Source organism: Rhizobium sp. RHZ01 (genome assembly GCF_014851595.1).
In the GTDB taxonomy this organism is placed as follows: domain Bacteria; phylum Pseudomonadota; class Alphaproteobacteria; order Rhizobiales; family Rhizobiaceae; genus Rhizobium; species Rhizobium altiplani.
Genome location: NZ_JACUZZ010000010.1, coordinates 72167 through 93396, shown reverse-complemented (window position 1 = coordinate 93396; position 21230 = coordinate 72167). Strand labels below are relative to the sequence as shown.

Below are 21230 nucleotides of genomic sequence, written 5' to 3'. Positions count from 1 at the left end.
GGAGGTTTGGGAATGTGCTGACGCATCTACATCAAGGCAACTCTCGAGGAGATGCTGCAGAACTTCGCGTTCGCCGAACGCGGTGACGTCGGGAGCCTCAGCAACCAGTTCCCGAGGTATAACAGCGCCCCTTCCCTTTACTATCCGATCATCATTCGCGACATGGTGCGCGAGCCTGATATCATGGGGCCGGTCTTCGTTTCAGTTCGTTGGGGCCTCCAACCGTCTTGGATGAAGCCGGGAGGCCGACCGCCTCCGATCAACGCACGCCGCGAGGGCATCGCCACCAATGGCCTGTTCAAGTCGGCGTATCGATTACGTCGGTGCCTCGTGCCAATCAACGGCTACTTCGAATGGAAGGACATCACGGGACGGGCAAGAACAAGCAGCCCTACGCGATTGCCGTGGCCGATGACAGCCCATTCGCGCTCGCCGGCATATGGGACACATGGAGAGATCCAACCACCGGCGTTGAGATCCGCAATTTCGCGGCCATTACGTGCCCACCAAACGAGATGATGGCGACAATCCATGACCGAATGCCCGTCATCCTGCATCGAGGCGATTACGACCGGTGGCTATCACCGGAGCCAGACCCGGACGACCTCATGAGGCCCTTCCCCGCCGAACTGATGAAGATGTGGCCGGTCGACAGAAAGGTCGGCTCGCCAAGGAACGATACGGCGGACATCATCGACGAGATCGACCCTGATCCCGAACCGACGATGATCTGATCGAGGGGCCAGGCCAGCGCCTAGTCGCAGACGTTCCTGTATCGCACAACCCGGTGGCCGTGGCGGTATCCGTAGTACCTCTGTGTCCAGCAGCGTTGGGCGTCGCGATATCCCGGGCCATCGTAGTCGTCATCGTACACGTAGCGTGGTGAAGAGCGATAGTACCGCGGGGCTGGCGGATCATCGTAGTAGCGAGGGCCGGTGCCATACTCAAAGTAGATCTGAGAGAATGCCGGCGACGCTGACAGCGTAGTCGCGAACGCCAGCGCTGCGATAGCGAGCTTCTTCATGTCTTATTCCCATTCCGGTTTGCGCATAGACGTTGGTAAGGCGGTGTCTCACGCTTCGGTCTTAATACGTCATTAGCGTTGTTCCTGAACATCGGACCTAAGTCCGAGATGGATAGGACTCGGGTCTGGTGGCTTCAGGACCTTTGTCCGACTGTTCAAGCCAGCCCTATCCCGCATAACTTGTGCCGTCCAACCCCACCGGACACCGGAATGCTCCGGCACGCCCCTCGTGTCTAAACCCCTCGGAGCTTCCGGAGCCGGCCTCATAGCGCAACCCGCAGCGAGAGCGCTCGAACCACAACACTGAGGTTCCGGCGTGTATTTTGTCGGTGACTGATATTAGTGGTTGGTGTAATTTTTCTGTGTCTGCCTCCCATTGGAGAGACAGGGAGGTTCCGTGGTCGGCTGGACCCCTTCCCGGAATCTCCCACTTCTGCCGGAATTTAGGTCGGGGCACCACAACGTCATGGGCTGCGAAAGCAGCCAATCAGCATGGACGCAAGCCTAGAGCATTTCGAGCTTCCACCGAAGCGGGACAAACGGAGGATGGGGCAATGATTTATACTAGCTGCTTAGTACTTTTGCGCGGATAGAAACCTTTGCGAGTAAGTGTATATTAGGAGCGTCGCAACCTGGGATGTGACGGAGCGAAGCCTTCGTCTCGCGGACCCCCGCCGCCAACGAGACTTCACTTCAGAAATAGTGGCAGGGAGGTTCGACCCTCTCATGAACCTCCCTGTTTTAATCGGCGCTCATGCCATAGCACACTCGGGGTCGCCGCTGACTCCATTGTTTGCATAACCATAGCACGAGATGAAGGCGCCTTGAGGCTCCGGGGCAGGCCGCCAGCCAACTCGGAATACTGGGCGGCCATCTGGATTTCTCATGTGTGCCTCCCAGTTCAATCTTCTCGAGATGTAGTCGCCAGTAGTGACGCCCGTCTCGCGGCCGTTATTCCGCAGCTACGGCAGTGCGGCTGCTGTTCAATGCAATGAGACCCTTTGCGCGCTCAAGCGATGCGCTCTGCTCGTTGCGATAGCGGGCGCCGATTTCCATCATCAGAACGGTGCCGGGCAGGAACTCAAGCTCGCTGAAAATATCCTCCCAATCAATGTCACCCCAGCCAAGTGGCATGTGCAGGTCGCCGATGCCGAGCGCGGTCGATTCCTGAAGATGATAGGGCTTGTAGAAGGCCTGCGGACGACCGAAGGAATCATGGACGTGCAGGTGGCCGGCAACGGGCGCCATGGCGCGGATCTGTTCGCGGAAGTTCAGGCCGCGATAGGTCGCCTCTATATAGGCATGGCTGAAGTCGATCAGCGCCACCAGGTTCGGATGGCCGACCGCGTTAACCGTCGCGGCAACCTCGGCCGGCGTCTGCCGGTACTGGCCCGGTTCCGTGGTGAAGATGTTTTCGAAGGCGATGCGCACGTCGTAGCGTTTGGCATGTTCAGCCAGCTCGAACAGAGCCTCGCGTTCGCGCTGATCAGCCGTGGCGCGCTCGAACAGTTGGTCGGCGCGCAAGTGGCCGCCATGCTGTACGATCACCCTTGCACCGATCCGATCGCAGACCTCGACGAGCGCCTTGGCGGCATCGATCTGATAGCGTGCGGTTGCCGGGTCCATGAAGTTTGACGATACGAGCCCATGGACCGTGTAGCGGAATGGAAACTGGGCGGTCAGTGCGGCCAGGCGTTCTGCGCGATCCTTGACGACGCGGCCACCGGCGATCAGGTCGATGGTCGTCAGGCCGAGTTCGACGGTCTCCACACCGAGGCCAGCAAGGCGGCGCAGATCGGCTTCGAGGCTGTCGAGTTCTCCGTCGGTGGAACCGGAATTGAAGCCGGTCGAGATGATATTGCTCATGGGCATGTCCTTTGTTGAGGGTGTGTGAACTGCGGCGGTGTCGCCGCAGAATGGAGAGGTCCGGCTTGCCACACGTGAGCCCTGAGTCCGCCTCAACTGACGGTCGGGTCCAGCTTGTCGCGAAGCCAGTCGCCGGCAAGCGAGATCGAAAGCGTCGTCAGCATGATGACCGTGGCTGGTGCCAACATGATCCAGGGGGCACGCGTCAGGTATTCCCGTCCGAAGCCGACCATGTTGCCAAGACTGGTCTCAGGCGGCTGGACACCCAGCCCGAGGAACGACAGGCCGCTTTCCATCAGGATGATCTCCGGAAAGGTCAGCGTCATCGAGACGATGAGGGTCGAAGCGACATTGGGCAGGATGTGGCGGAGATAGACCCGCGTCGGGGTCGCGCCGAGCTGCACAACTGCCGCCGCATAGCCCTGCGCGCCAGCGGCAATGGCCAGGCCGCGAGCAATGCGGGCATAACGCTCCCAGCCATAGAAGCCCATGAGGCAAACCAAGAGCACCATGGATGAGCCGAAAAAGGCGAGTACAAGCGACATGATCAGGAAAGGCAAGGCCGCCTGGAAGTCCGCCAGCACGAGCACGACGTGCTCGACTGCGCCGCGAAAACGGGCAGCGGCGAAGCCGAGAAGCGTGCCAAAGACTGCTGACAGAAGCGTCGCGCCAAAGGCGATGATCAACGAGAGGCGGATCGACTGGATCAGGCGCGAGAGAACGTCGCGACCCAGCTCGTCTGTGCCAAGCCAATGTTTGCTGGAGCCGGGTGCGGAAAGCCGGCTGGTGAGGTCCATGGCGGTAATATTATAGGGCCGCATGTGGTCGGCGAAGGCAGCAACCACCACCATTGTGAGAAGCCATATAATGCCGAGGAAAACGAGCGGCGGTACGGTTTGCAGCAGCCGCGACGTCCTGCCATTTGCCATTCGGACGGTCCGCGCTTCACCAAGTTCGACATTAGCCATACTTCTTTCCTCAATGTCCTGTGTGAGAGCGCAACCGCGGATCGAGCCAGCCATAGAGCAGATCGACAACAAGATTGGAGACGACCATCGTGGCTGCGATGATCAGGAGAATGCATTGAACGACCGCCAGATCTCGATTGCTGACAGACACGACTAGCAAACGACCGATGCCCGGCCAGGAGAAGATCGACTCAACGACAACGGCACCCGCGATCAGCGATCCGACCATGAAGCCGACGATGGTGACGATCGGGACGGCGGCATTGGGCAGCGCGTGGCTCCAGACGACGTCGCGCCACTTCAGCCCCTTGGCAGACGCCGTCCGGATATAGGGCTGCCCCATCACCTCGATCATGGCGCTGCGCGAAAAGCGGGCAAGGATGCCGATCCCCCCAATGCTCATCGTGATCGTCGGCAGGATGCCATGCATCCACGTGTCCTGACCGCCGGATGGCAGAAGCCCGAGCATGACGGAGAAAATCAGAACCAGCACGAGCCCCATCACGAAGGAGGGAATTGTGAAGCCAAAGATCGCCAGAAGGATGACCCCGCGATCGGCAAAACTCTGCCGATGCAGCGCGGCGTAGACGCCTGCTGGAATGCCGATCACAAGTTTCAGGATCAACGCCGGCACCGTCAGTTGCAGGGTGGCCGGAACGCGCTCCATGACGAGACGCAGAGCTGACGCCTTATCGCGCATCGACACGCCAAAATCGCCGGTGAATATCGATTTGAGATAAGCGATATACTGAATCCAGAGCGGCTGATCGAGACCCCACGCCTTTCTGAAGGCGTCGATGGAATCCTGCGGCACGTCGGGTCCCAGCATGACCTGCGCCGGATCGCCCGACATGCGCAAAACGACGAAGGCAAACGTCACGACAGCGAGGATCGTGATCAGCGCCCGGAACAACCGCACGAGAACGAAGCGGATCATGTGAACATTCCCTATGCTGCAATCCGGGCGTCTTCGCCCGCTGTCACGTGGCACGCCACTGTCCGCCCGTGCCCGATGGTCTTAAGCTGAGGCGCGTCGATACGGCAGCGATCACGCGCCAGCGGGCAGCGCGGATGAAAGGCGCAGCCTGACGGTCGGTTTGCCGGATTGGGCGGCTCGCCCTGAAGGATCGTGCGTCCTTGCAGCGGGATGCCCGCACGCGGTACGCTCGATACCAGAGCGCGCGTATAGGGATGCATCGGCGAGTGGAAGATCACGTCAGCCGATGCCTCTTCGACGACACGGCCGAGATACATGACGGCAACCTTATCGGCCATGTTGCGCACCACCTTGAGGTCATGGCTGATGAACACCATTGCGATGCCGTGCTGCTGCTGAAGATCGCGAAGCATGTTGATGATCTGGGCCTGGATAGAGACGTCGAGGGCCGAAACCGGTTCGTCGCACACCAGAAGCTTCGGGCGGGAAGCGATTGCGCGTGCGATCACGGCGCGCTGGCGTTGGCCACCTGACAATTCGTGCGGGAAGCGTGTGGCCTGTTCCGGCCGAAGGCCAACCGCGTTCATCAGTTCCGCAACCCGTGCGGCGCGATGTTCCCTTGGGATCAGCCGGTGGATTTCCAGCGGTTCGGACAGCTGCGTGGCAATCGTCAGGCGTCGGTCGAGGGCTGCGAGCGGATCCTGGTAGACAAGTTGCATCTTTGCCCGCAGCTTGCGCCACTCCGGGGTTCTGCTTTCCGGCATGGGCTTGCCATCGAACACGACCTCGCCTTCCTGTGCGGCGTCGATCCCGAGCAGCATACGCCCGAGCGTCGATTTTCCCGAGCCAGACTCTCCGACGATGCCAAGGGTCTCGCCGGGCATCACGGCCAGCGAGATACCGTCGACGGCGCGCACCGGTGTCGGGCGACCTAACAGTCCACGGCGGACTTGGTAGATGCGAACGAGGTCGCGGACTTCGATCAACGGCGTCAATGCATCATCCCCTCTGCGATGCGGTCTCTCGTCTCGGCGGCAATCGCGGCTGGCGGGACTGGCCGAGCACATGCGAGCTGGCGTCCACGGCCGATCGAAACAAGCGGAGGCAACTCGTGACTGCATGCCTCGACAGCGCGAGGACAGCGCGGCGAAAAGGAGCATCCTTTGGGCAGGTTCTGTGGATCCGGCACAGTCCCTGCAATCGGGATCAAACGTTGCCGCGGACCATCGATACCTGGAATGGCGTCGAAGAGACCGCGGGTATAAGGATGGCGTGGCTCAGCGAAAAGCTCGTCCACCATCCCTTCCTCGACAATGCGCCCGGCATACATGACGCATACTCGTTCGCAAACCTGCGACACTGCGCCGAGGTCGTGACTGATGAAAACGGTCGCCATGCCCGTCTCGGTCCTGAGAGAGGTCAACAGGTCCAGGATTTGCGCCTGGATTGTCGCGTCGAGCGCTGTCGTCGGCTCGTCGGCGATCAGCAGATCCGGTTCGCCGGCAAGGGCCATCGCAATCATCAACCGCTGGCACTGTCCGCCTGAGAATTCATGCGGATAAAGGTCAAAACGGCGCCGCACATCCGGGATGCCGACCATATCCATAAGCCGCCATGCTTCAGTCTTTGCCGCCTCGCCGCGAAGGCCGCGGTGAATGAGAAGCGCCTCGGTGATCTGGCGCCCGATCTTCAGAACCGGATTGAGAGAGCTTGACGGGTCCTGGAAAATCATCGCGACGCGTCCGCCTCGGACTTGCTCCAGCGCGGAACGAGGCGCGGCGAGCAATTCCTGCCCGTCGATTTTGACCGATCCCATGACGCACGCCTTGCCGGGCAACAGACCCAGCGCCGCAAGCCATGTCACCGACTTGCCGCAGCCCGATTCACCGACCAGGCCGACGGCCTCGCCTTTTGCAATATCGAGATCGATCCCATGCAGTACCTGCACGCTATCGAAAGCGACTTTCAGCCCGCGCATTTCCACGAGCTTGGCGGCAGCTGTGCTCATCGGCTCACCCTTCCTGTCGGCGGTTGCGTTCATGACGAACGAGATGGATCCGGCGGTTCGCCGCCGCCGGATCCGGTTCATCGCTGAGATCAGCTCGGCCAGTTGTTGGCGCGGAAATCCATTGCAAAGGCGGGAGCGGCCTTCCACTTCAGCGACGATTTCATGCCGGTGAAGACAGCGTTCTGATGCAAGACCTGGTAGACGGGGTCTTCGCGCTCGCAGATCTCGAGCATGCGGGCGAAGGCCTTCTTGCGCTGCCCGCGGTCGGTGCTGGTTTCCAGGATCTGAGACATCTGGTTGACCTCGGCATTCGACCAGTCCTTCTTCTGCTGGACTTCGCCGTTCGGGCCAAACTGGGCAACGATCGAGGAGACGGGATCGTTGAAGTTGGCTGAGGCCGACCAGTCGCGTACCCCCTTGATGCCTGCCGGATCGTGGATCTGGCCCCAGTTTTCCTTCATCTCGATCTCGACGTTGAGACCGACCTGCTTCCACATCTCCACCATGATCTGACCGTTGGCGGTCTGGTTGGTGTAGTAGTTGTTGAGTAGCCGGAAGGGGATCGCGTCGCCCTTGTAGTTCGCCTGCTTCAGAAGGTCCTGGGCGAGAGCCGGATTGTATTCCGGAACGGACCAGCCTTCGACGAACATGTCGCCGTAGAACGGAAACTGCAGGCCTGCCGGGATCTTCGTCTGGCCAGCCCACAGCGCGTCGACGATCGCCTGGCGGTCGATCGAATGCGTCATGGCGCGGCGGACCAGCGGGTTCTGCAGGATCGGATTCTGGATATTGAAGACCGAGATGCGGTGATTGTTGATCGTCGAACCCTGCACCTCGAAGCCAGGAGCCGCCTGAACGGCTGCGATCTGGTCGGGCGGAAGGTCGCAGGCGAAATCATATTCACCGGAAAGCAGGCCGTTGACGCGCGAGGCGACTTCTGGAACTTCAACAAAGCGGATCTGTTCGAGCGGCGGGCGACCGCCCCAATATTCGTCGAAGGCCACGAGTGTCAGCGACACATCGGGTTTGAACTCGGCGACCATGTAGGGACCTGTCGTGACCGGCTTGCGGGCCCAGTCGACATAGGTTCCGGCTTCATCCCAGGCGCGACGATTGGCGATCTGGCTGCCGAAAGCGTAGAGGCGGCCTTCGAGCGTCACGTCAGGCGTCGCGTTGTGGAAACGAACCGTGTACTTGTCGACGGCTTCGACGCCAGCGAGCGCCGGCCACAGACGGCGGCCGACGCCCGGTACCGCTGCCGGCAATTCCTTGACGGACGTCGGCTTGTTGTCGTCTTCGAAGACAGTCTTGCCGCCTGCCGGCTGCGTGCTGCCGAACACGCGCTGGGAGGAAAAGCTGAAGACGACATCGTCAGCAGTCAACTCGTCGCCGTTGTGGAACCTCACGCCCTGACGCAGCTTGAGTTCCAGCGTCTTGTCGTCGATGCGCTTCGACTCGGTGGCGAGACCGGCAACTGGACCCTGATTGCCCATCCAGTCACGCAGGATCAAGCCTTCCCAGAGGTTGGGGAAGAAAACTCGCTCGCCGACATTCGACTGCTCGTTCCAGATATCAAGCGTGTTGTTATTGGTGATTTTCTGCACGGCGATCGTCACGGACGGCCGCTTGCCTTGGCTCAACGCGAAGCGTGGCAATATCGCGGTGCCTGCAGTTGCGCCAAGCAGCCCCAGGACGTTGCGTCGATTGATAGAAAGCATGAAGGTCTCCCTTTGACGAAGTTTTGACGGAAATGGATCGGTCATAATGTCGCGGTGTTTTATGGCAGACTGCATGTCGGTTTCTTGATGAAACGATGAAGTTTACGTGACATTTAAGATGCTGTATTTGTTAACTTATCTCGACTTATCCAGGCATCGAATTCCGCCCCCAATCCGTCTGGATTTTGGTTCACGGGCTCTGCGTCGAGCCAAGGCGAGAGATGCACAATTCGCCGATCAAGTCGCCCTTTCGAGCGCCCCGACCTTTATGATCCCAGCAGGCTCTGCGCAGTAATCTCGTCGGTCATGAGACCGTTGATCAGGCGTCCCTTCAGGGCAGCCTGGATCGCCGCCAGTTTTTGTTGACCCTTCGCCACACCGATCACCAATGTCCTGCTGCAGGATGGAATGGGCGCACTCGCGACGCGATCGTTGGTAATGCCTTCAATCAGCTTGCCGTCCTTATCGAACGTCCACCCGACAATCTCTCCGACTGCGCCTGCCTGGTGCAGGAGCTTCAGTTCGTCCTTCAGGATGAAACCATCAAGGAAAAGAGGCGCCTGAACGCCGACGTCCCCAATGCCGACAAAGGCAACGTCAGCGCGTGCGGCAAGCGACAGTGTCTGGCGGATTACGGGCTGGTTGTGAAGGACCGCTCGTTCCTGTCGCGACGAGGCGATAACCGGAACCGGCATCGGAAAGCATTTCGCCGTGATCAGGTCGGCAAGCTTGAAGACCACATTATAGAACCAGACCGAGCCTTCGCGGGTGATATTGCCTGTCAAGGAAACGATCTTGTGCTGGTGTGCTTCCATGGGCACCATTTCCTCGATCGCGGCCTTCAACGTATGACCGGTACCAATGGCGATCACGGCAGGCTTGTCGCAAGCCAAGCGACGCTCGATTTCGGCAGCCGCCGCCTGGGCAAGGCCACCGCTCAAGCCCTGAGCCTGATCGCCGGACGGAATGACTTCCACGAACTGCAGCGAAAACTTGTTCTTCAGCCTTGCTGCCATACTCATGCAGTGGCCAACCGGATGATCGAGCCGGATCTTGATCAAGCCCTGCGAAACAGCGCGCGATACGAGACGCTGGGCGGTTTGCCGGGAAACGCCGAGCTTCTGCGCGATCTCGTCCTGGCTGTGCCCCCCTATGTAATAAAGCCAGCCAGCCTTGGCCGTGAAATCGAGCCGGCTGCCATGGTCATCTCGCCTTGCAATCATGTCGCCCGCCTCCCCGCTGGTTCATCCTCATCTGCGTCACGGCGTCGATCGACGTCACGCACCCACCTCGACCGATGGCCGGGCCTGGTGCTGGTTGCCGACTCGTCGCAACAGGACATGCAGCAGCTCTTTGGCTCCGAGAACGACCTCCTCGGCTCCTGCCGCAAACAGCGCCTCGCGCCTGCCCGAACGCGGATCGTTTGGCGCCACGAAGCCGATTGCCGGTACACCGGCAGCAACTGCCGCCTGAATACCCGCTGCGCTGTCGTCGATGACGATGCTGCGCGCGCTGCTCGCGTTCATTTTGGACAGGCAGAACCGGATGAGATCCGGCGCGGGCTTTGGGGCGGCGACCATCTCGGCGCTGAATATGTTCGGGGCAAAGCGTGGCCAAAGATCGAGAAGGCCCAGGCTCTTTTTGAGGCGTTCGACCGTGCTGTTCGATGCGACGCATTTTGCAACGTCGAGCCCATCGAGAACGGCGCTAATGCCCTCCATCGGCAGGAGGTCGCGGCGGAAGGCAGCAAATATTTCGGCATGCCATCCGGCAAAAACGGTATCGAGGTCGGCGCTGATGCGGCTGGCCAGAATCTGCCTCAAGTCAGCCTCCGACTTTCCGGTAAACTCGACGAGCACCTGGCGCGGCGTCATCTCCATGCCGGCCTGGGTTATGGCATGCGCAAGCGTGCGCGCCGCAATCGGTTCGCTATCGATCAGCACGCCATCGCAATCAAAAATCAGAAGATCCAAATTACTCATAGGTTCGCTATTCAGGTATTCGGTGGTTCGCATGTCTGCGTGCACAGGCCATTGCTGAGGGGCCCCAAGTGATCAAGCGGCCGAATGCCGCGATCCGGGGCGCACCGCCAGGGCCAGGGCTGGATCATCGCTGGTGATCCAGCCGACGCCCTGCCCGAGCCAGTGTTCGATCTCCTCTTGCTCATTCAACACCCAGCAGCAGAGACGATCTCGTGAAACGATCGCGGCAACGTCGTGAAAGGTTGCGGCCAGCAGCGACTTCTCGATGGCAACGAGGCCGGCGACTTCCGCAGCTTTGGCGAAGGTCGCAGCCGCACCCAGCGCCTCGGCGGACTTGGCATTGATCGAGCACAGGCGGCCGATTTCGGGAGCAACCTCTTGGCACCGCGCGAGTACCCCCAGATTGAAGCTTGTCAGCAGGCTGCGCCCGGCAAGCCCGTGACGTCGAATGGCCGCTGCCGCCAAGGCCTCAAGCCCTTCGTAATGCGCTCCATCCGCGTCGGCTTTCAGCTCGACATGAAGCTCGACGGGTCTCGAGGAAGCAAACAGAGCAAGCACCTCGTCAAGGGTCGGGATTGACTCCTGCGATCCTTTGAGGCGGGTCGCCTGATGATCGGAAGGTGACAAATCCCGGACCTTGCCCGCTTTCTCGGTCGTACGCTCAAGCGTGGCGTCGTGAATGACGACGAGTTCGCCGGCGTCGGTTAAATGCACATCAAATTCGATCGCATCGACAGGGAGTTCCAAGGTCCTTCTGAAACCCTCAATCGAATTTTCGGGCCATTTGTTTCGTGCTCCGCGATGGCCAACGATTTTCGTCATGGGAAATACCTTCCGTAAAGATCAACTGGTCGAAAGTGCCGCCTCCCGGAAGCGACGCTCGTCTGCCAGCCATGTGACAGGCACCGTCACGTCTCGCGGCCAAGGCGACAGGAGTGGAGCATCGACGCACGCCGCTTCTAGAAGCTGGCATCGCGTGGGGCCCTCGGTCTGCGCTTTAGCCGCCTAACGGACAGCGTTAGCGGCCCGGTATAGTGAGCGCAGATAACCGTTGCGTGACATCTACCTCCACGGTTGAGCAAATGCTCAGTTCCGGGAACAAGGCGCGCTGATCGGGTTCAAGATTTGCGGTGCTGTTAGCGGCATTGAAGCGGCTTCATGTGCCTGAATGCCAATGGCTGCCGTCGATGCTAAGATATCAGCGAAGCGTTGTCATTCGACATCCTTACGGGAGATGCGAATTCACGACCGGCCAGCCACGCGGTCGCGGATGTATTTTTCCATAAGGGAATCATTCCCGCGCAATCCAATCACGGATGCGCGGGAACTCGCCATACGCGCTTTACGCTGCACGGCCCGTCGCCTGCGCAGAACGCAAGCCGACGAAGCCACTCGTCACTGCAGCTTCTCAAGCGTTATCGGCAGGTCGCGAACCCGCTTGCCGGTGGCGTGAAAGACGGCATTGGCGATTGCCGGCGCAACGCCGACAATGCCGACTTCGCCGACACCCTTGCCCCCGAGCACCGAGGCGTTGAGGTCGGGGATGCCAACTGAGATTACCTCGATCGGCGGAATGTCGGCATTGGTCGCAACGAGGTAATCGCCGAGGTTGTTGTTGATGACGCGCCCGTTGCGCGGGTCAACCAGGCCTTCCTCGAGCAGCGCCTGACCGATCCCCATGATGATCCCACCACGCCATTGGCTTTCGGTAAGCTTGGGGTTGTAGATCCTGCCGCAATCGAAGGCCGAGACCATGCGGGAGACACGGACGGTACCGAAATCCTCATCCACCTTGACCTCCACAAAATGCGCGCACCAGCTGTGCATGGCGAACTCGCCCGCAGTCGGCCCCTTGATGCTTGTCATCGTGGTCCAGGCTTTCCGGTGACCTTCCGGCCCCTGCTCTCCGTCAGGAAGCGTGTTTCGCCGTGTCTCGACGCTGTCGCGGCCAAGAGCTGTCATCAGCTCCGAGATGGAGACAGAAAGCCCCCCGTCGCGAGGCACTGAAATCCGACCGCTTGCGAGTGTCAACGTATTGGCGCCAGTATCACGGAAAGGAGAGGCACTGTCGTTGAGGGCAAGCTCGATCAGCTCGTCGCGGGCAGCCGATGCTGCCTTGTGGACGGCCCCGGTGATTGCGCCGGCAAGCATCGAGCCCCCAGCAACCGTGGCGCCGGGAAGCGATGAGTCACCAAGCCGGACATTGATGCTTTCGACCGGAACACCGAGCACTTCAGCCGCGGTTTGGGCGAGGATCGTGTAAGTGCCCTGTCCCATGTCGATCGCGCCACTGACGACTTCCGCCGAACCATCGGCGAGAATTCGGATCAGTGCCTCGCTCGAAGCGCGCAGGACCGGGAAGGTTCCGCACGCCACCCCCCAGCCGATGAGTTGTCTGCCATCTCGCATCGAGCGTGGCTCGAAGCTGCGGCGTGACCATCCGAACGCCTTGCCGCCCTCGGCAAGCGCCTCGCGCAAGCGGCGGGTCGACCATGGCTTGCCGGACTGAGGGTCCGCCTCGGCGTAATTGCGCAACCTGAGTTCGACAGGATCGATCCCGACCGCGTAGGCGAGCTCATCCATGGCGCTTTCCAGGCCGAAGGCGCTTGGATTCTTGCCAGGGGCGCGCAAAGCTCCCGGCACAACCGTATTGACAGGAACGATGCTGTGCTTCGCGCTGAAATTCTCCACAGCGTACATCAGTGGCGTCGCGGCGTTTGTCTGCTCGGGGAAATCGGCGTAAGTCGCTGTCTCGCTGGCACCCCGATGCACGATGGACTGCAGAACGCCATCGGCGTTGGCTCCAAGAGCGATTGTCTGCCTGGTCGCGGCACGGCCACCATAGGCCGTAAAAGTCTGCGGGCGCGCGACAGCGAGCTTTACCGCTCGGCCAAGCCTGCGCGCTGCTGCCGTTGCAACGGCGCCATAGGCATAGGCTGTTGCCTTGGAGCCGAAGCCACCACCGATAAAGGGCGAGACGATACGCACATTTTCGGGGGGCAGTCCGTACCACTCGGCATAGGTGCGGGCCATCCCGTGCGTCCATTGGCTCGGTTCCCAGATGGTCAGCTGATCACCGTCCCATTTGGCAATCAGACCATGCGGCTCGATCGTCACGTGATATTCGCGTGGCGTTCGATACTGTGCCTCGACACGCACCGCGGAGGCGGCGAGCGCGGCCTCGGCATCGCCCCAGCTCACCGTTAGCGCATCGAGCAGTTTTCCTTCTCCGGCTTCGGGGTCATCGAGATCGACGACCGCCGGCCCTTCCTCGTAGGTGATGTCGACCAACCTTGCCGCTTCGGTTGCCTGCTCCAGTGTTTCTGCGATCACGGCAGCTACCGCCTGACCGTTGAAGCTGACATTGTGCGAAAGGGGATGGTAGGGCTGGTTGTCCGGCCGGTTTCCGTACCAGTCGGACGCCACCTTCAGGCCGAGATCGACTTCGGGTGTCAGCACCAGTAGCGTGCCTGGAGCAGCCTCTGCCCGCGTCGTGTCGACCTTTACAACCCGGCCGGCAGCAATCCGGCTCTGCACCAGGACAGCATAGGCCAAGCCCTCGACTGGCTGTTCCAAAGCATAGGTAGCGCTACCGGTGATCTTCAGCTTTCCATCGAAGCGCGAGAGGCGACCGCCGATCGTACCGTCGGAAGCATCACCACGTTTGTTTCGGGGTTCCATGATGGTCATGCGAGACCTCCCAGATTGAGGATGGCGCGCGCAATGACACGCGGCGCGAGTTCGATCTTGTAGCGATTGGCGCCATGCGCGATGGCGCCATCCATCGCCAGTCGGCTTGCCTTCTCGATGATACCGGCATCGAGGGGCTTCCCAATCAGAGCCTCTTCGACGGCTCGTACACGCCAGGGCTTGGTGGCAACGCCACCCAACGCGACGCGGATGTCGCGGACCGTGCTGCCGTCTGGCTCCATCTCGAGACCGACGGCAGCGCTTGCGGCTGCGAATTCATAGGACTGGCGGTCCCGGATCTTGAGATAGGTCGACTGTCTGGCGATTGGCGACGCCGGAATGAGGACCGCAACCACCATCTCGCCGCGCTCAAGGAGCGTTTCACGATCGGGTGTGTCGCCGGGAAGCACGAAGAATTCGTCAGCAGTCACCTTTCGGCCACCGAGGTCGATCGTCGCGTCCAGTGCAACCAGCGCAACGGCGAGATCCCCCGGATAGACAGCAATGCAAGCCTCGCTGGTTCCCAGCACCGCATGATTACGGGTCACACCCCCGATCGCCGAGCAGCCGGAACCGGGGTTGCGCTTGTTGCAGGCAGAAAACGTCGCAGGGTCACGGAAATAGGGGCACCGCGTACGCTGCAGAAGATTGCCGCCTATCGTCGCCATATTGCGCAACTGAGGAGAAGCCGCCAGCAACAGCGACTGCGAAACGGCCGGATAGTCGGCCCGTATCCCTGGGCTGCGGGCCACATCTTCCATTTTCGCCAGCGCGCCAATGGTAACGCCATCAGCATCCGCCGCAATCTGCGACAGGCCCGAGAGGTGACTGATATCGACGACTGAATCGGGTTCCGCAACACCACATTTTGCCAGGTCGAGAAGCGTCGTGCCGCCGGCAAGCAGCATCGCGCCTGGCTGCGTGGCATGCTGGCGGGCGTCGTCGAGCGAACCTGCCCGGAAATAGCTGAAGTCCCTCATCACGCCATCTCCGCCGCTTCGCGGACCGCCGCCACGATATGATTATAGGCGCCGCACCGACAGAGATTGCCGGCCATGTATTCCCGGATCTCGTCGTCCGAGCCCGCTCGCCCCTCGCGGATGCAGGCGACGGCCGACATGATCTGGCCCGGCGTGCAATAGCCGCACTGGAAGGCGTCATGTTCCAGGAAGGCGGTCTGTACCGGATGCAGGTCGCCGCTTTCGGCCGAAAGTCCTTCGATCGTCGTGATGCTTCGCCCTTCGACCTGGGCGGCGAGCGTCAGACAGGCGAGCACGCGCTTGCCGTCGACGTGGACGGTGCATGCGCCGCATTGCCCCTGGTCGCAGCCTTTCTTCGTGCCAGTAAGGCCAAGTTGCTCACGCAGCGCGTCGAGCAACATCACGCGCGGTTCGACATCGAGATCATGCCGCCGTCCGTTGATGTCCAGGGAAAGATGAACCGTTCGTGTCATGATAAGCTCCTGCTATCGTCACGAGATTGGAGGTAAATCCAGAAAGAGGGTGGCCGCCGGGAATAGGAGCGCTACCTAAACTCACGGGAAGCAAGTCTGGGCACGTTTCGACATGACATCCTGCCCCCTTCTGGATTAAGAGGTAAAAGGCACCTCCTCACAAACGGAGGAGCCTCCGTTTAATCTAGTGACTTGCCGGTTGCCGTCAAGTCCGGAATGCGCTTGGAGCTTATTTTGGCCTCGGCACCGCCGAAGACAGCACAGTCGACACCGCCGCCACTGCGCGCCGACGCCCGTCGTAATCGTGAGAAGCTCGTAGAAGTCGCCGCCGCCGTCTTTGCGGAAGCGGGCGTCGAAACATCGCTGGAAGACATTGCCCGCCGGGCCGGCGTCGGCATTGGAACGCTCTACCGGCATTTTCCAACGCGCGAGCATCTGGTTGAGGTGGTCTATCGGCGGGAACTGGAAAGCCTCGCCGCGGCGGCGGAGGATCTCGCGGCAAGCCACGCGCCTGACGCTGCGCTGGAAGAATGGATGCGCCGCTTTGTAGGCTACATTGCCGCAAAGCGGGGGATGGCAAGCAGCTTGAAAATCCTGATGGACTCCAACGCCTCGCTGTTTGCCGAAGGCAGCGGCATCCTGCGCGGCGCCGTTGAACGGCTCCTGAGAGCGGCAGCCGATCAGGGCTTCATTCGAAACGATATCGACACGAGCGACCTTCTGCACGCCCTTTCGAGCATCTATTCGCTACCGGCATCCGCGGAGTGGCGGGATCGCTCGAACCGGCTGATCGGTCTCTTGATGGATGGGTTGCGGACGAAGAAATAACGCCATCGCCAGGCTTTGCGCCAAGCGGGAGGCGGCGCTCGTGGCGCCGCCCTTTGTTCATGCTGCCCGGACGGTCGCGCCCAGTGGGATTTCGACGTCGATCTCGAGGATCGACATATGCTCGTCGCGATCCATCGTCACGCGAACCCGTTCGCTGTCGACCTGCACGTGTTTGGCGATAACGGCGAGGATCTCCTCGCGCAGCAACGATACGAGATCGGATCCTGCCGAAACGCGCTCATGCGCGAGTAGAATCTGTAGTCGTTCCCGGGCCGCTGGCGCGGTCCTTTGCTTGCCAAAGATGCTGAAGATGCTCATGCAGCGGCCCTCCGTCCGAAGATTTTACCGAAGATGCCCCGCCTTTCTCCCGGAACGACGACTGGAAGCTCCTCACCCGCCAGCCTGCGCGCAGCATCGAAATAGGCCATCGCCGGCGCGCTGCGGCTATCGGCCAGGGTCACGGGGGCACCAATGTTGGATGCGCGAAGCACATCCGAGCTTTCTGGGATGATGCCGAGAAGTGGGATGGAGAGGATCTCCAGCACGTCATCGACTTTCAGCATGTCACCGCGTTCTGCACGGTTGGGGTCGTAGCGCGTCAGGAGCAGATGTTTTTCCATCCGTTCTCCGCTTTCGGCCTTCGCGGTCTTCGAGTCGAGCAGCCCGATGATACGGTCGGAATCACGCACTGAAGAGACTTCGGGATTGGTGACGACGACGGCGACGTCGGCGTGGCGCATGGCAAGCGTGGCACCGCGCTCGATCCCGGCCGGACTGTCGCAGATGATCCAGTCGAAATGACGCTTCAGGTCGTTGATAACGCGCTCCACGCCTTCCGCGGTCAGGTTGTCCTTGTCGCGCGTCTGGGATGCCGGCAGCAGGAAGAGCGTCTCAAGTCTCTTGTCACGGATCAGCGCCTGCGAAAGCTTCGCGTCCCCCTGGATGACGTTGATCAGATCGTAAACGACCCTTCGTTCAGCGCCCATGACGAGATCGAGATTGCGCAGGCCGACATCAAAGTCGACAACAACGACTTTCTCGTTTCTTTGAGCCAAGGCTGCTCCGAGGGCTGCGGTGGATGTGGTCTTGCCCACTCCGCCCTTGCCCGAAGTGACGACGATGACTTTCCCCATCTTTCTCTCCTGTGTGATAGCCAGCTTCGGGCCTAGATAAGTTTCTCTGCCTTGATCGATTCGCCTTCCAGCCAAAGCTGAACGGGCTGTCCGCGAAGGTTCGGCGCAATGTCTTCCGCCATTTTGTAGATGCCATCTATCGCCACCAACTCTGCCTCAAGCTTGCGGCAGAAGATTCGCGCCGATGTATTTCCGACGGAGCCCGCCATGGCCCGCCCCCTCAGTGTCCCGTAGATATGAACCGAGCCACCGGCGATGATTTCCGAACCGGAAGCGACGGACCCGATGACCGTGACATCGCCTTCTGGAAAGATCAGCGACTGGCCTGAACGAATCGGCTCGCGGATGACGATCGACTGCAGCGCAGGTCGGGCCTCGACGGCTTCGGGCTGGGCGGCGCGAACATCGATGACCGGCTCCTGCTGCGGAACCTCGAAATCCGAAACCGGGCGCCCGCCCTTGAGGGCTGGGGGCATGCCGGGGCCGATCATCGACGGGCGGCAGCCCTCGATCCCCATGATGCTGACGTTGCGCTGCGCCAGCTCGGCAATCAGGCCCTTCAGCTGCGCCCGGTCGATCTGGAGATCGCCGACGTCAAGCACGACCGGTCGCCCCAGGAAGAAGCCGGCGGAGCGCGCGGCAAGATCGTCTAGTCTTACGAGCCAGTCATCGAAGGGAAGATCTGGCGAAAGCATGACCGCCAGAAAAGAGCGGCCCTTGATACGGATCGAGCGAGCGTCAGTTAGCACTTTGGTCATCTATGTTAAGAAATCGTTGACTATTTCTATGTCTGATTTGGTTAACAAATAGTTAATTTCGGGCGTCCAGATCATTAACAGATCGCAAATCCTCTCACCGCAAATTCGAAGCCATTAGCCCTTGATGCGCTGACAGCAGGCATCTTGGATCGCCACTCTGGGGTAAGCGAGGATGCCTTCTCATAAAGGGGGGCTGGTGTCGCTGGCAGCGGACGCCAAGAACCTGCCAGGCAATCCCTGAAACAATAAAGGCCCGCTTTGGCGGGCCTTGAGGTCTGGGTCTCGTTCGGTGCCTTAGCGGCCGTAAACCAGCCGCTTGATGTCGCCACGGCTGACGCCGATGTCCTTCAGCGCCGAGTCGTCAAGTCTGGAAAGATCTCTGTATGCCTTGCGGAGCTGAAGAAACTCTCCGATCTTGTTGCCGATTTTCATGTCATATCTCCTTGTGCGATGCACAATTATATAGCGCATTGCTTTATGAATGAGCATTTCGAAAAGCGCATATGAGGCATCTGGAATTTGCAGCCTCGAGATGCAGGTTGCGAAAGAAAATTGCACGATCCCCTCGGCGACACGCGGATCTGCCCGACGATTCGATACGCAGCCACCTGCAATACCGGCCAAACCGGAACCTTATCGAGAGTGCCGAATTGATGGTGTGAAATATCGCCATCTGGTGAAATGAACGTTTCACACCACCGTGCCTTTCGCGGAAAACTGAAACGAAATTTCTCCAAGGCTGTACTAACCTCCTCGTGGATCAGAGATTTGGGAGGATCGAAGATGGCACAGGCGACCGCGCTTATAATGCGTGGCAGGAACGCACCCGATGAGGGAATAGACTGGAAGCGCGTTACCTATCTCCTGCATCTCTCGCGCATCCTTGACGAGATGGAAGAAACGCGGCTCGTCCCCGAAAAAAAGATCCTCTATCAGTTTTCCGCCCGCGGCCACGACATGGCGCAGATCATGCTCGGGCTGCAGCTGACGAACCGCCACGATGCTACCTGCGGCTACTATCGGTCACGCCCGCTGCTTTTGTCGCTCGGCGTCGATCCGGCCGATGCGCTCGGCTCGGCGATGGCGCGCGCCGGCGGCTATTCGGACGGTCGCGACATCGGCGTCGTCTTCAACTATCCGAACCGCGACGGCGCTTCTGCCCTGCCGATGTGCGGCGGTGTCGGTGCCCAGTACACCCCGACCGCGGGCTGGGCCCAGGCTATTCACTACCATGCAACGGTCCTCGGGGAGCATGACTACAGTGACGCGATAGCGGTCGTCCTTGGTGGAGATGGCTCGGTCGCATCGAATGGCTTCTGGTCGGCGCTGACAATCGCTACAACGCAGAAGCTGCCGATGTTGTTTTACGTCGAGGATAACGGCTTCGGGATCTCAGTTCCCTCCGACATGCAAACGCCGGGCGGAAACATTGCAGCCAATCTCGCGAGCTGGCGCGGCCTTGCCATCTTTGAAGGTGATGGCTGCGATCCCGCTGACGTGGCTCGCCTCACGCAAAACGCCGTCGGTTTCGTCCGCGAGCAGAGAATGCCAGCTCTCCTGCGGCTGACGGTTCCGCGGCTGGAGGGTCATAGCTTCCAGGACACCCAGTCCTACAAGAGTGAAGAGCTCGTAAAGGCGGAATGGGCCCGCGATCCGCTGCCTCGTCTGCGAGACTACCTGGTCCCCTTGGCAATCAGCGCGGACGAGTGGGAAGCCTGCAGGCATGAGGCCGGCGACACTGCGGAAAAGGCACGCGCCGAGGCTGAAAGCCGCGCTTTCTCGTCTCCCGAAACCGTCACCCGTCATGTATTTTTCGACGGGGAAATGCAGTCAATGGGCGGTCAGCACTGCGACGGCTACCAGGCTCCGGAATGCAGCAACGAGGCCGCGCCAGACGGCCAACGCATCAATATGGTCACGGCGATCAGGCGCACACTGGACCACGAATTGGCCACCAACCCACGCGTGGTGCTGTTTGGCGAGGACATTGGCCCGAAGGGCGGCGTTCACGCGGTCACGCTTGGACTCCAGGAGAAATTCGGCAAGGACCGTGTCTTTGACACATCGCTGTCGGAAGAAGGCATCGTCGGTCGCGCCGTCGGGATGGCGCTCGCGGGCCTCGTTCCCGTTCCCGAGATCCAGTTCCGCAAATACGCCGAGCCCGCGACCGAACAGATCAACGATTGCGGTACAATCCGCTGGCGCACCAACAACCGGTTCGCCGCGCCGGTCGTGCTGCGCGTGCCCGGCGGCTTTTTCAAATGTGGGGATCCGTGGCACAGCCAGACGAACGAGGTCGCGTTCGTCCATCAACCAGGCTGGCAGGTTGCCGTTCCCTCGAACGCCGAAGACGCCGTCGGGCTGTTGCGAACGGCCCTGCGCGGGAACGATCCGGTGATCTTCTTCGAGCATCGCGCCATGCTCGACCATCCATGGGCCCGTCGCCCCTACCCCGGCGACAACTTCGCGCTTCCCTTTGGCAAGGCACGCTTTACACGCAGGGGCGACGCCATCACGATCGTGACCTGGGGTGCCATGGTTCCGCGCTGCGAGGAAGCGGCAGAAGGCATCTCCGCCGATGTCATCGATCTGCGTACATTGATGCCATGGGACCGCGAGAGCGTCATCTCGTCGGTTCGTCGCACACGGCGCTGCCTTATCGTCCATGAGGACCTTAAGACAGCCGGCTTCGGCGCGGAGATCGCCGCCGTCGTTGCTGACGAGACCTTCCTGGATCTCGACGCCCCGGTCGCACGGTTGACGATGCCTGACATCCCGAGCCCGCACAATCCATCCTTGCTCGAATGGGCACTGCCGTCCGTGGACCGGATCCGGCAGAAGATCACCGCCTTGGTGGAGTACTAG

Annotated in this window: 18 protein-coding genes and 1 pseudogene; 3 read left to right on the top strand and 16 right to left on the bottom strand. The window is 60.7% G+C overall.

Going from position 1 to position 21230, the window contains the following annotated elements:
• Positions 1–51: 51 nt before the first annotated feature.
• Positions 52–734, top strand: a pseudogene (locus IB248_RS12885) (SOS response-associated peptidase).
• Between the two features lie 1241 nt (positions 735–1975).
• Here IB248_RS12885 and IB248_RS12880 read toward each other — a convergent pair.
• From IB248_RS12880 to IB248_RS12825, 12 genes are all read right to left on the bottom strand, one after another.
• Positions 1976–2890 (bottom strand): TIM barrel protein, encoded by a 915-nt coding sequence (locus IB248_RS12880; protein WP_192240990.1) that lies wholly within the window; start codon positions 2888–2890, stop codon positions 1976–1978.
• A 92-nt stretch (positions 2891–2982) separates the two neighbouring features.
• Positions 2983–3858: an ABC transporter permease gene (locus IB248_RS12875; protein WP_192240989.1), complete on the bottom strand. Its 876-nt coding sequence runs from the start codon at positions 3856–3858 to the stop codon at positions 2983–2985.
• A gap of 10 nt (positions 3859–3868) precedes the next feature.
• Entirely contained in the window at positions 3869–4795 is a 927-nt protein-coding gene (locus IB248_RS12870) for an ABC transporter permease (protein WP_169683199.1), read from the bottom strand.
• A gap of 11 nt (positions 4796–4806) precedes the next feature.
• On the bottom strand, positions 4807–5790 hold the full coding sequence (locus IB248_RS12865) for an oligopeptide/dipeptide ABC transporter ATP-binding protein (RefSeq protein ID WP_192240988.1): 984 nt from the start codon (positions 5788–5790) through the stop codon (positions 4807–4809).
• The gene (locus IB248_RS12860; protein ID WP_192240987.1) at positions 5787–6803 is read right to left on the bottom strand and encodes an ABC transporter ATP-binding protein; all 1017 of its coding nucleotides are present in this window, start codon (positions 6801–6803) and stop codon (positions 5787–5789) included. The genes IB248_RS12865 and IB248_RS12860 overlap by 4 nt, the downstream gene beginning before the upstream one ends.
• Positions 6804–6892: 89 nt before the next feature.
• The gene (locus IB248_RS12855) at positions 6893–8521 is read right to left on the bottom strand and encodes an ABC transporter substrate-binding protein (RefSeq protein WP_192240986.1); all 1629 of its coding nucleotides are present in this window, start codon (positions 8519–8521) and stop codon (positions 6893–6895) included.
• Between the two features lie 266 nt (positions 8522–8787).
• Positions 8788–9744, bottom strand: a complete 957-nt coding sequence (locus IB248_RS12850; protein ID WP_192240985.1) for a sugar-binding transcriptional regulator — start codon at positions 9742–9744, stop codon at positions 8788–8790.
• A 54-nt stretch (positions 9745–9798) separates the two neighbouring features.
• Positions 9799–10503 carry an HAD-IA family hydrolase gene (locus tag IB248_RS12845; protein ID WP_192240984.1) on the bottom strand — a complete coding sequence of 235 codons (705 nt, stop codon included), beginning with the start codon at positions 10501–10503 and terminating at the stop codon, positions 9799–9801.
• Between the two features lie 72 nt (positions 10504–10575).
• Entirely contained in the window at positions 10576–11325 is a 750-nt protein-coding gene (locus IB248_RS12840) for a glycerophosphodiester phosphodiesterase family protein (protein ID WP_192240983.1), read from the bottom strand.
• A gap of 573 nt (positions 11326–11898) precedes the next feature.
• Positions 11899–14193 carry a xanthine dehydrogenase family protein molybdopterin-binding subunit gene (locus IB248_RS12835; RefSeq protein ID WP_192240982.1) on the bottom strand — a complete coding sequence of 765 codons (2295 nt, stop codon included), beginning with the start codon at positions 14191–14193 and terminating at the stop codon, positions 11899–11901.
• Positions 14190–15173 (bottom strand): xanthine dehydrogenase family protein subunit M, encoded by a 984-nt coding sequence (locus IB248_RS12830; RefSeq protein ID WP_192240981.1) that lies wholly within the window; start codon positions 15171–15173, stop codon positions 14190–14192. The genes IB248_RS12835 and IB248_RS12830 overlap by 4 nt, the downstream gene beginning before the upstream one ends.
• Positions 15173–15646 (bottom strand): (2Fe-2S)-binding protein, encoded by a 474-nt coding sequence (locus IB248_RS12825; protein WP_192240980.1) that lies wholly within the window; start codon positions 15644–15646, stop codon positions 15173–15175. The genes IB248_RS12830 and IB248_RS12825 overlap by 1 nt, the downstream gene beginning before the upstream one ends.
• Positions 15647–15880: 234 nt before the next feature.
• On the opposite strand from IB248_RS12825, the gene IB248_RS12820 reads away from it, so the two are divergent.
• Entirely contained in the window at positions 15881–16474 is a 594-nt protein-coding gene (locus IB248_RS12820) for a TetR/AcrR family transcriptional regulator (protein ID WP_025660268.1), read from the top strand.
• Positions 16475–16531: 57 nt separating this feature from the next.
• Here the strand turns inward: IB248_RS12820 and minE are convergent, their stop codons facing one another.
• The 4 genes from minE to IB248_RS12800 form a co-directional block, all read right to left on the bottom strand.
• Positions 16532–16792, bottom strand: a complete 261-nt coding sequence (gene minE / locus IB248_RS12815; protein ID WP_018858057.1) for a cell division topological specificity factor MinE — start codon at positions 16790–16792, stop codon at positions 16532–16534.
• A complete protein-coding gene (gene minD, locus IB248_RS12810; RefSeq protein WP_062369144.1) occupies positions 16789–17607 on the bottom strand; it encodes a septum site-determining protein MinD in 819 nt (272 codons plus the stop codon). The genes minE and minD overlap by 4 nt, the downstream gene beginning before the upstream one ends.
• 32 nt (positions 17608–17639) lie before the next feature.
• The gene (gene minC, locus IB248_RS12805; RefSeq protein ID WP_192240979.1) at positions 17640–18365 is read right to left on the bottom strand and encodes a septum site-determining protein MinC; all 726 of its coding nucleotides are present in this window, start codon (positions 18363–18365) and stop codon (positions 17640–17642) included.
• A 294-nt stretch (positions 18366–18659) separates the two neighbouring features.
• The gene (locus IB248_RS12800; RefSeq protein ID WP_018858054.1) at positions 18660–18797 is read right to left on the bottom strand and encodes a DUF1127 domain-containing protein; all 138 of its coding nucleotides are present in this window, start codon (positions 18795–18797) and stop codon (positions 18660–18662) included.
• A 351-nt stretch (positions 18798–19148) separates the two neighbouring features.
• Here IB248_RS12800 and IB248_RS12795 point away from each other — a divergent pair, with 351 nt between their 5' ends.
• Entirely contained in the window at positions 19149–21230 is a 2082-nt protein-coding gene (locus tag IB248_RS12795) for a transketolase C-terminal domain-containing protein (protein ID WP_192240978.1), read from the top strand.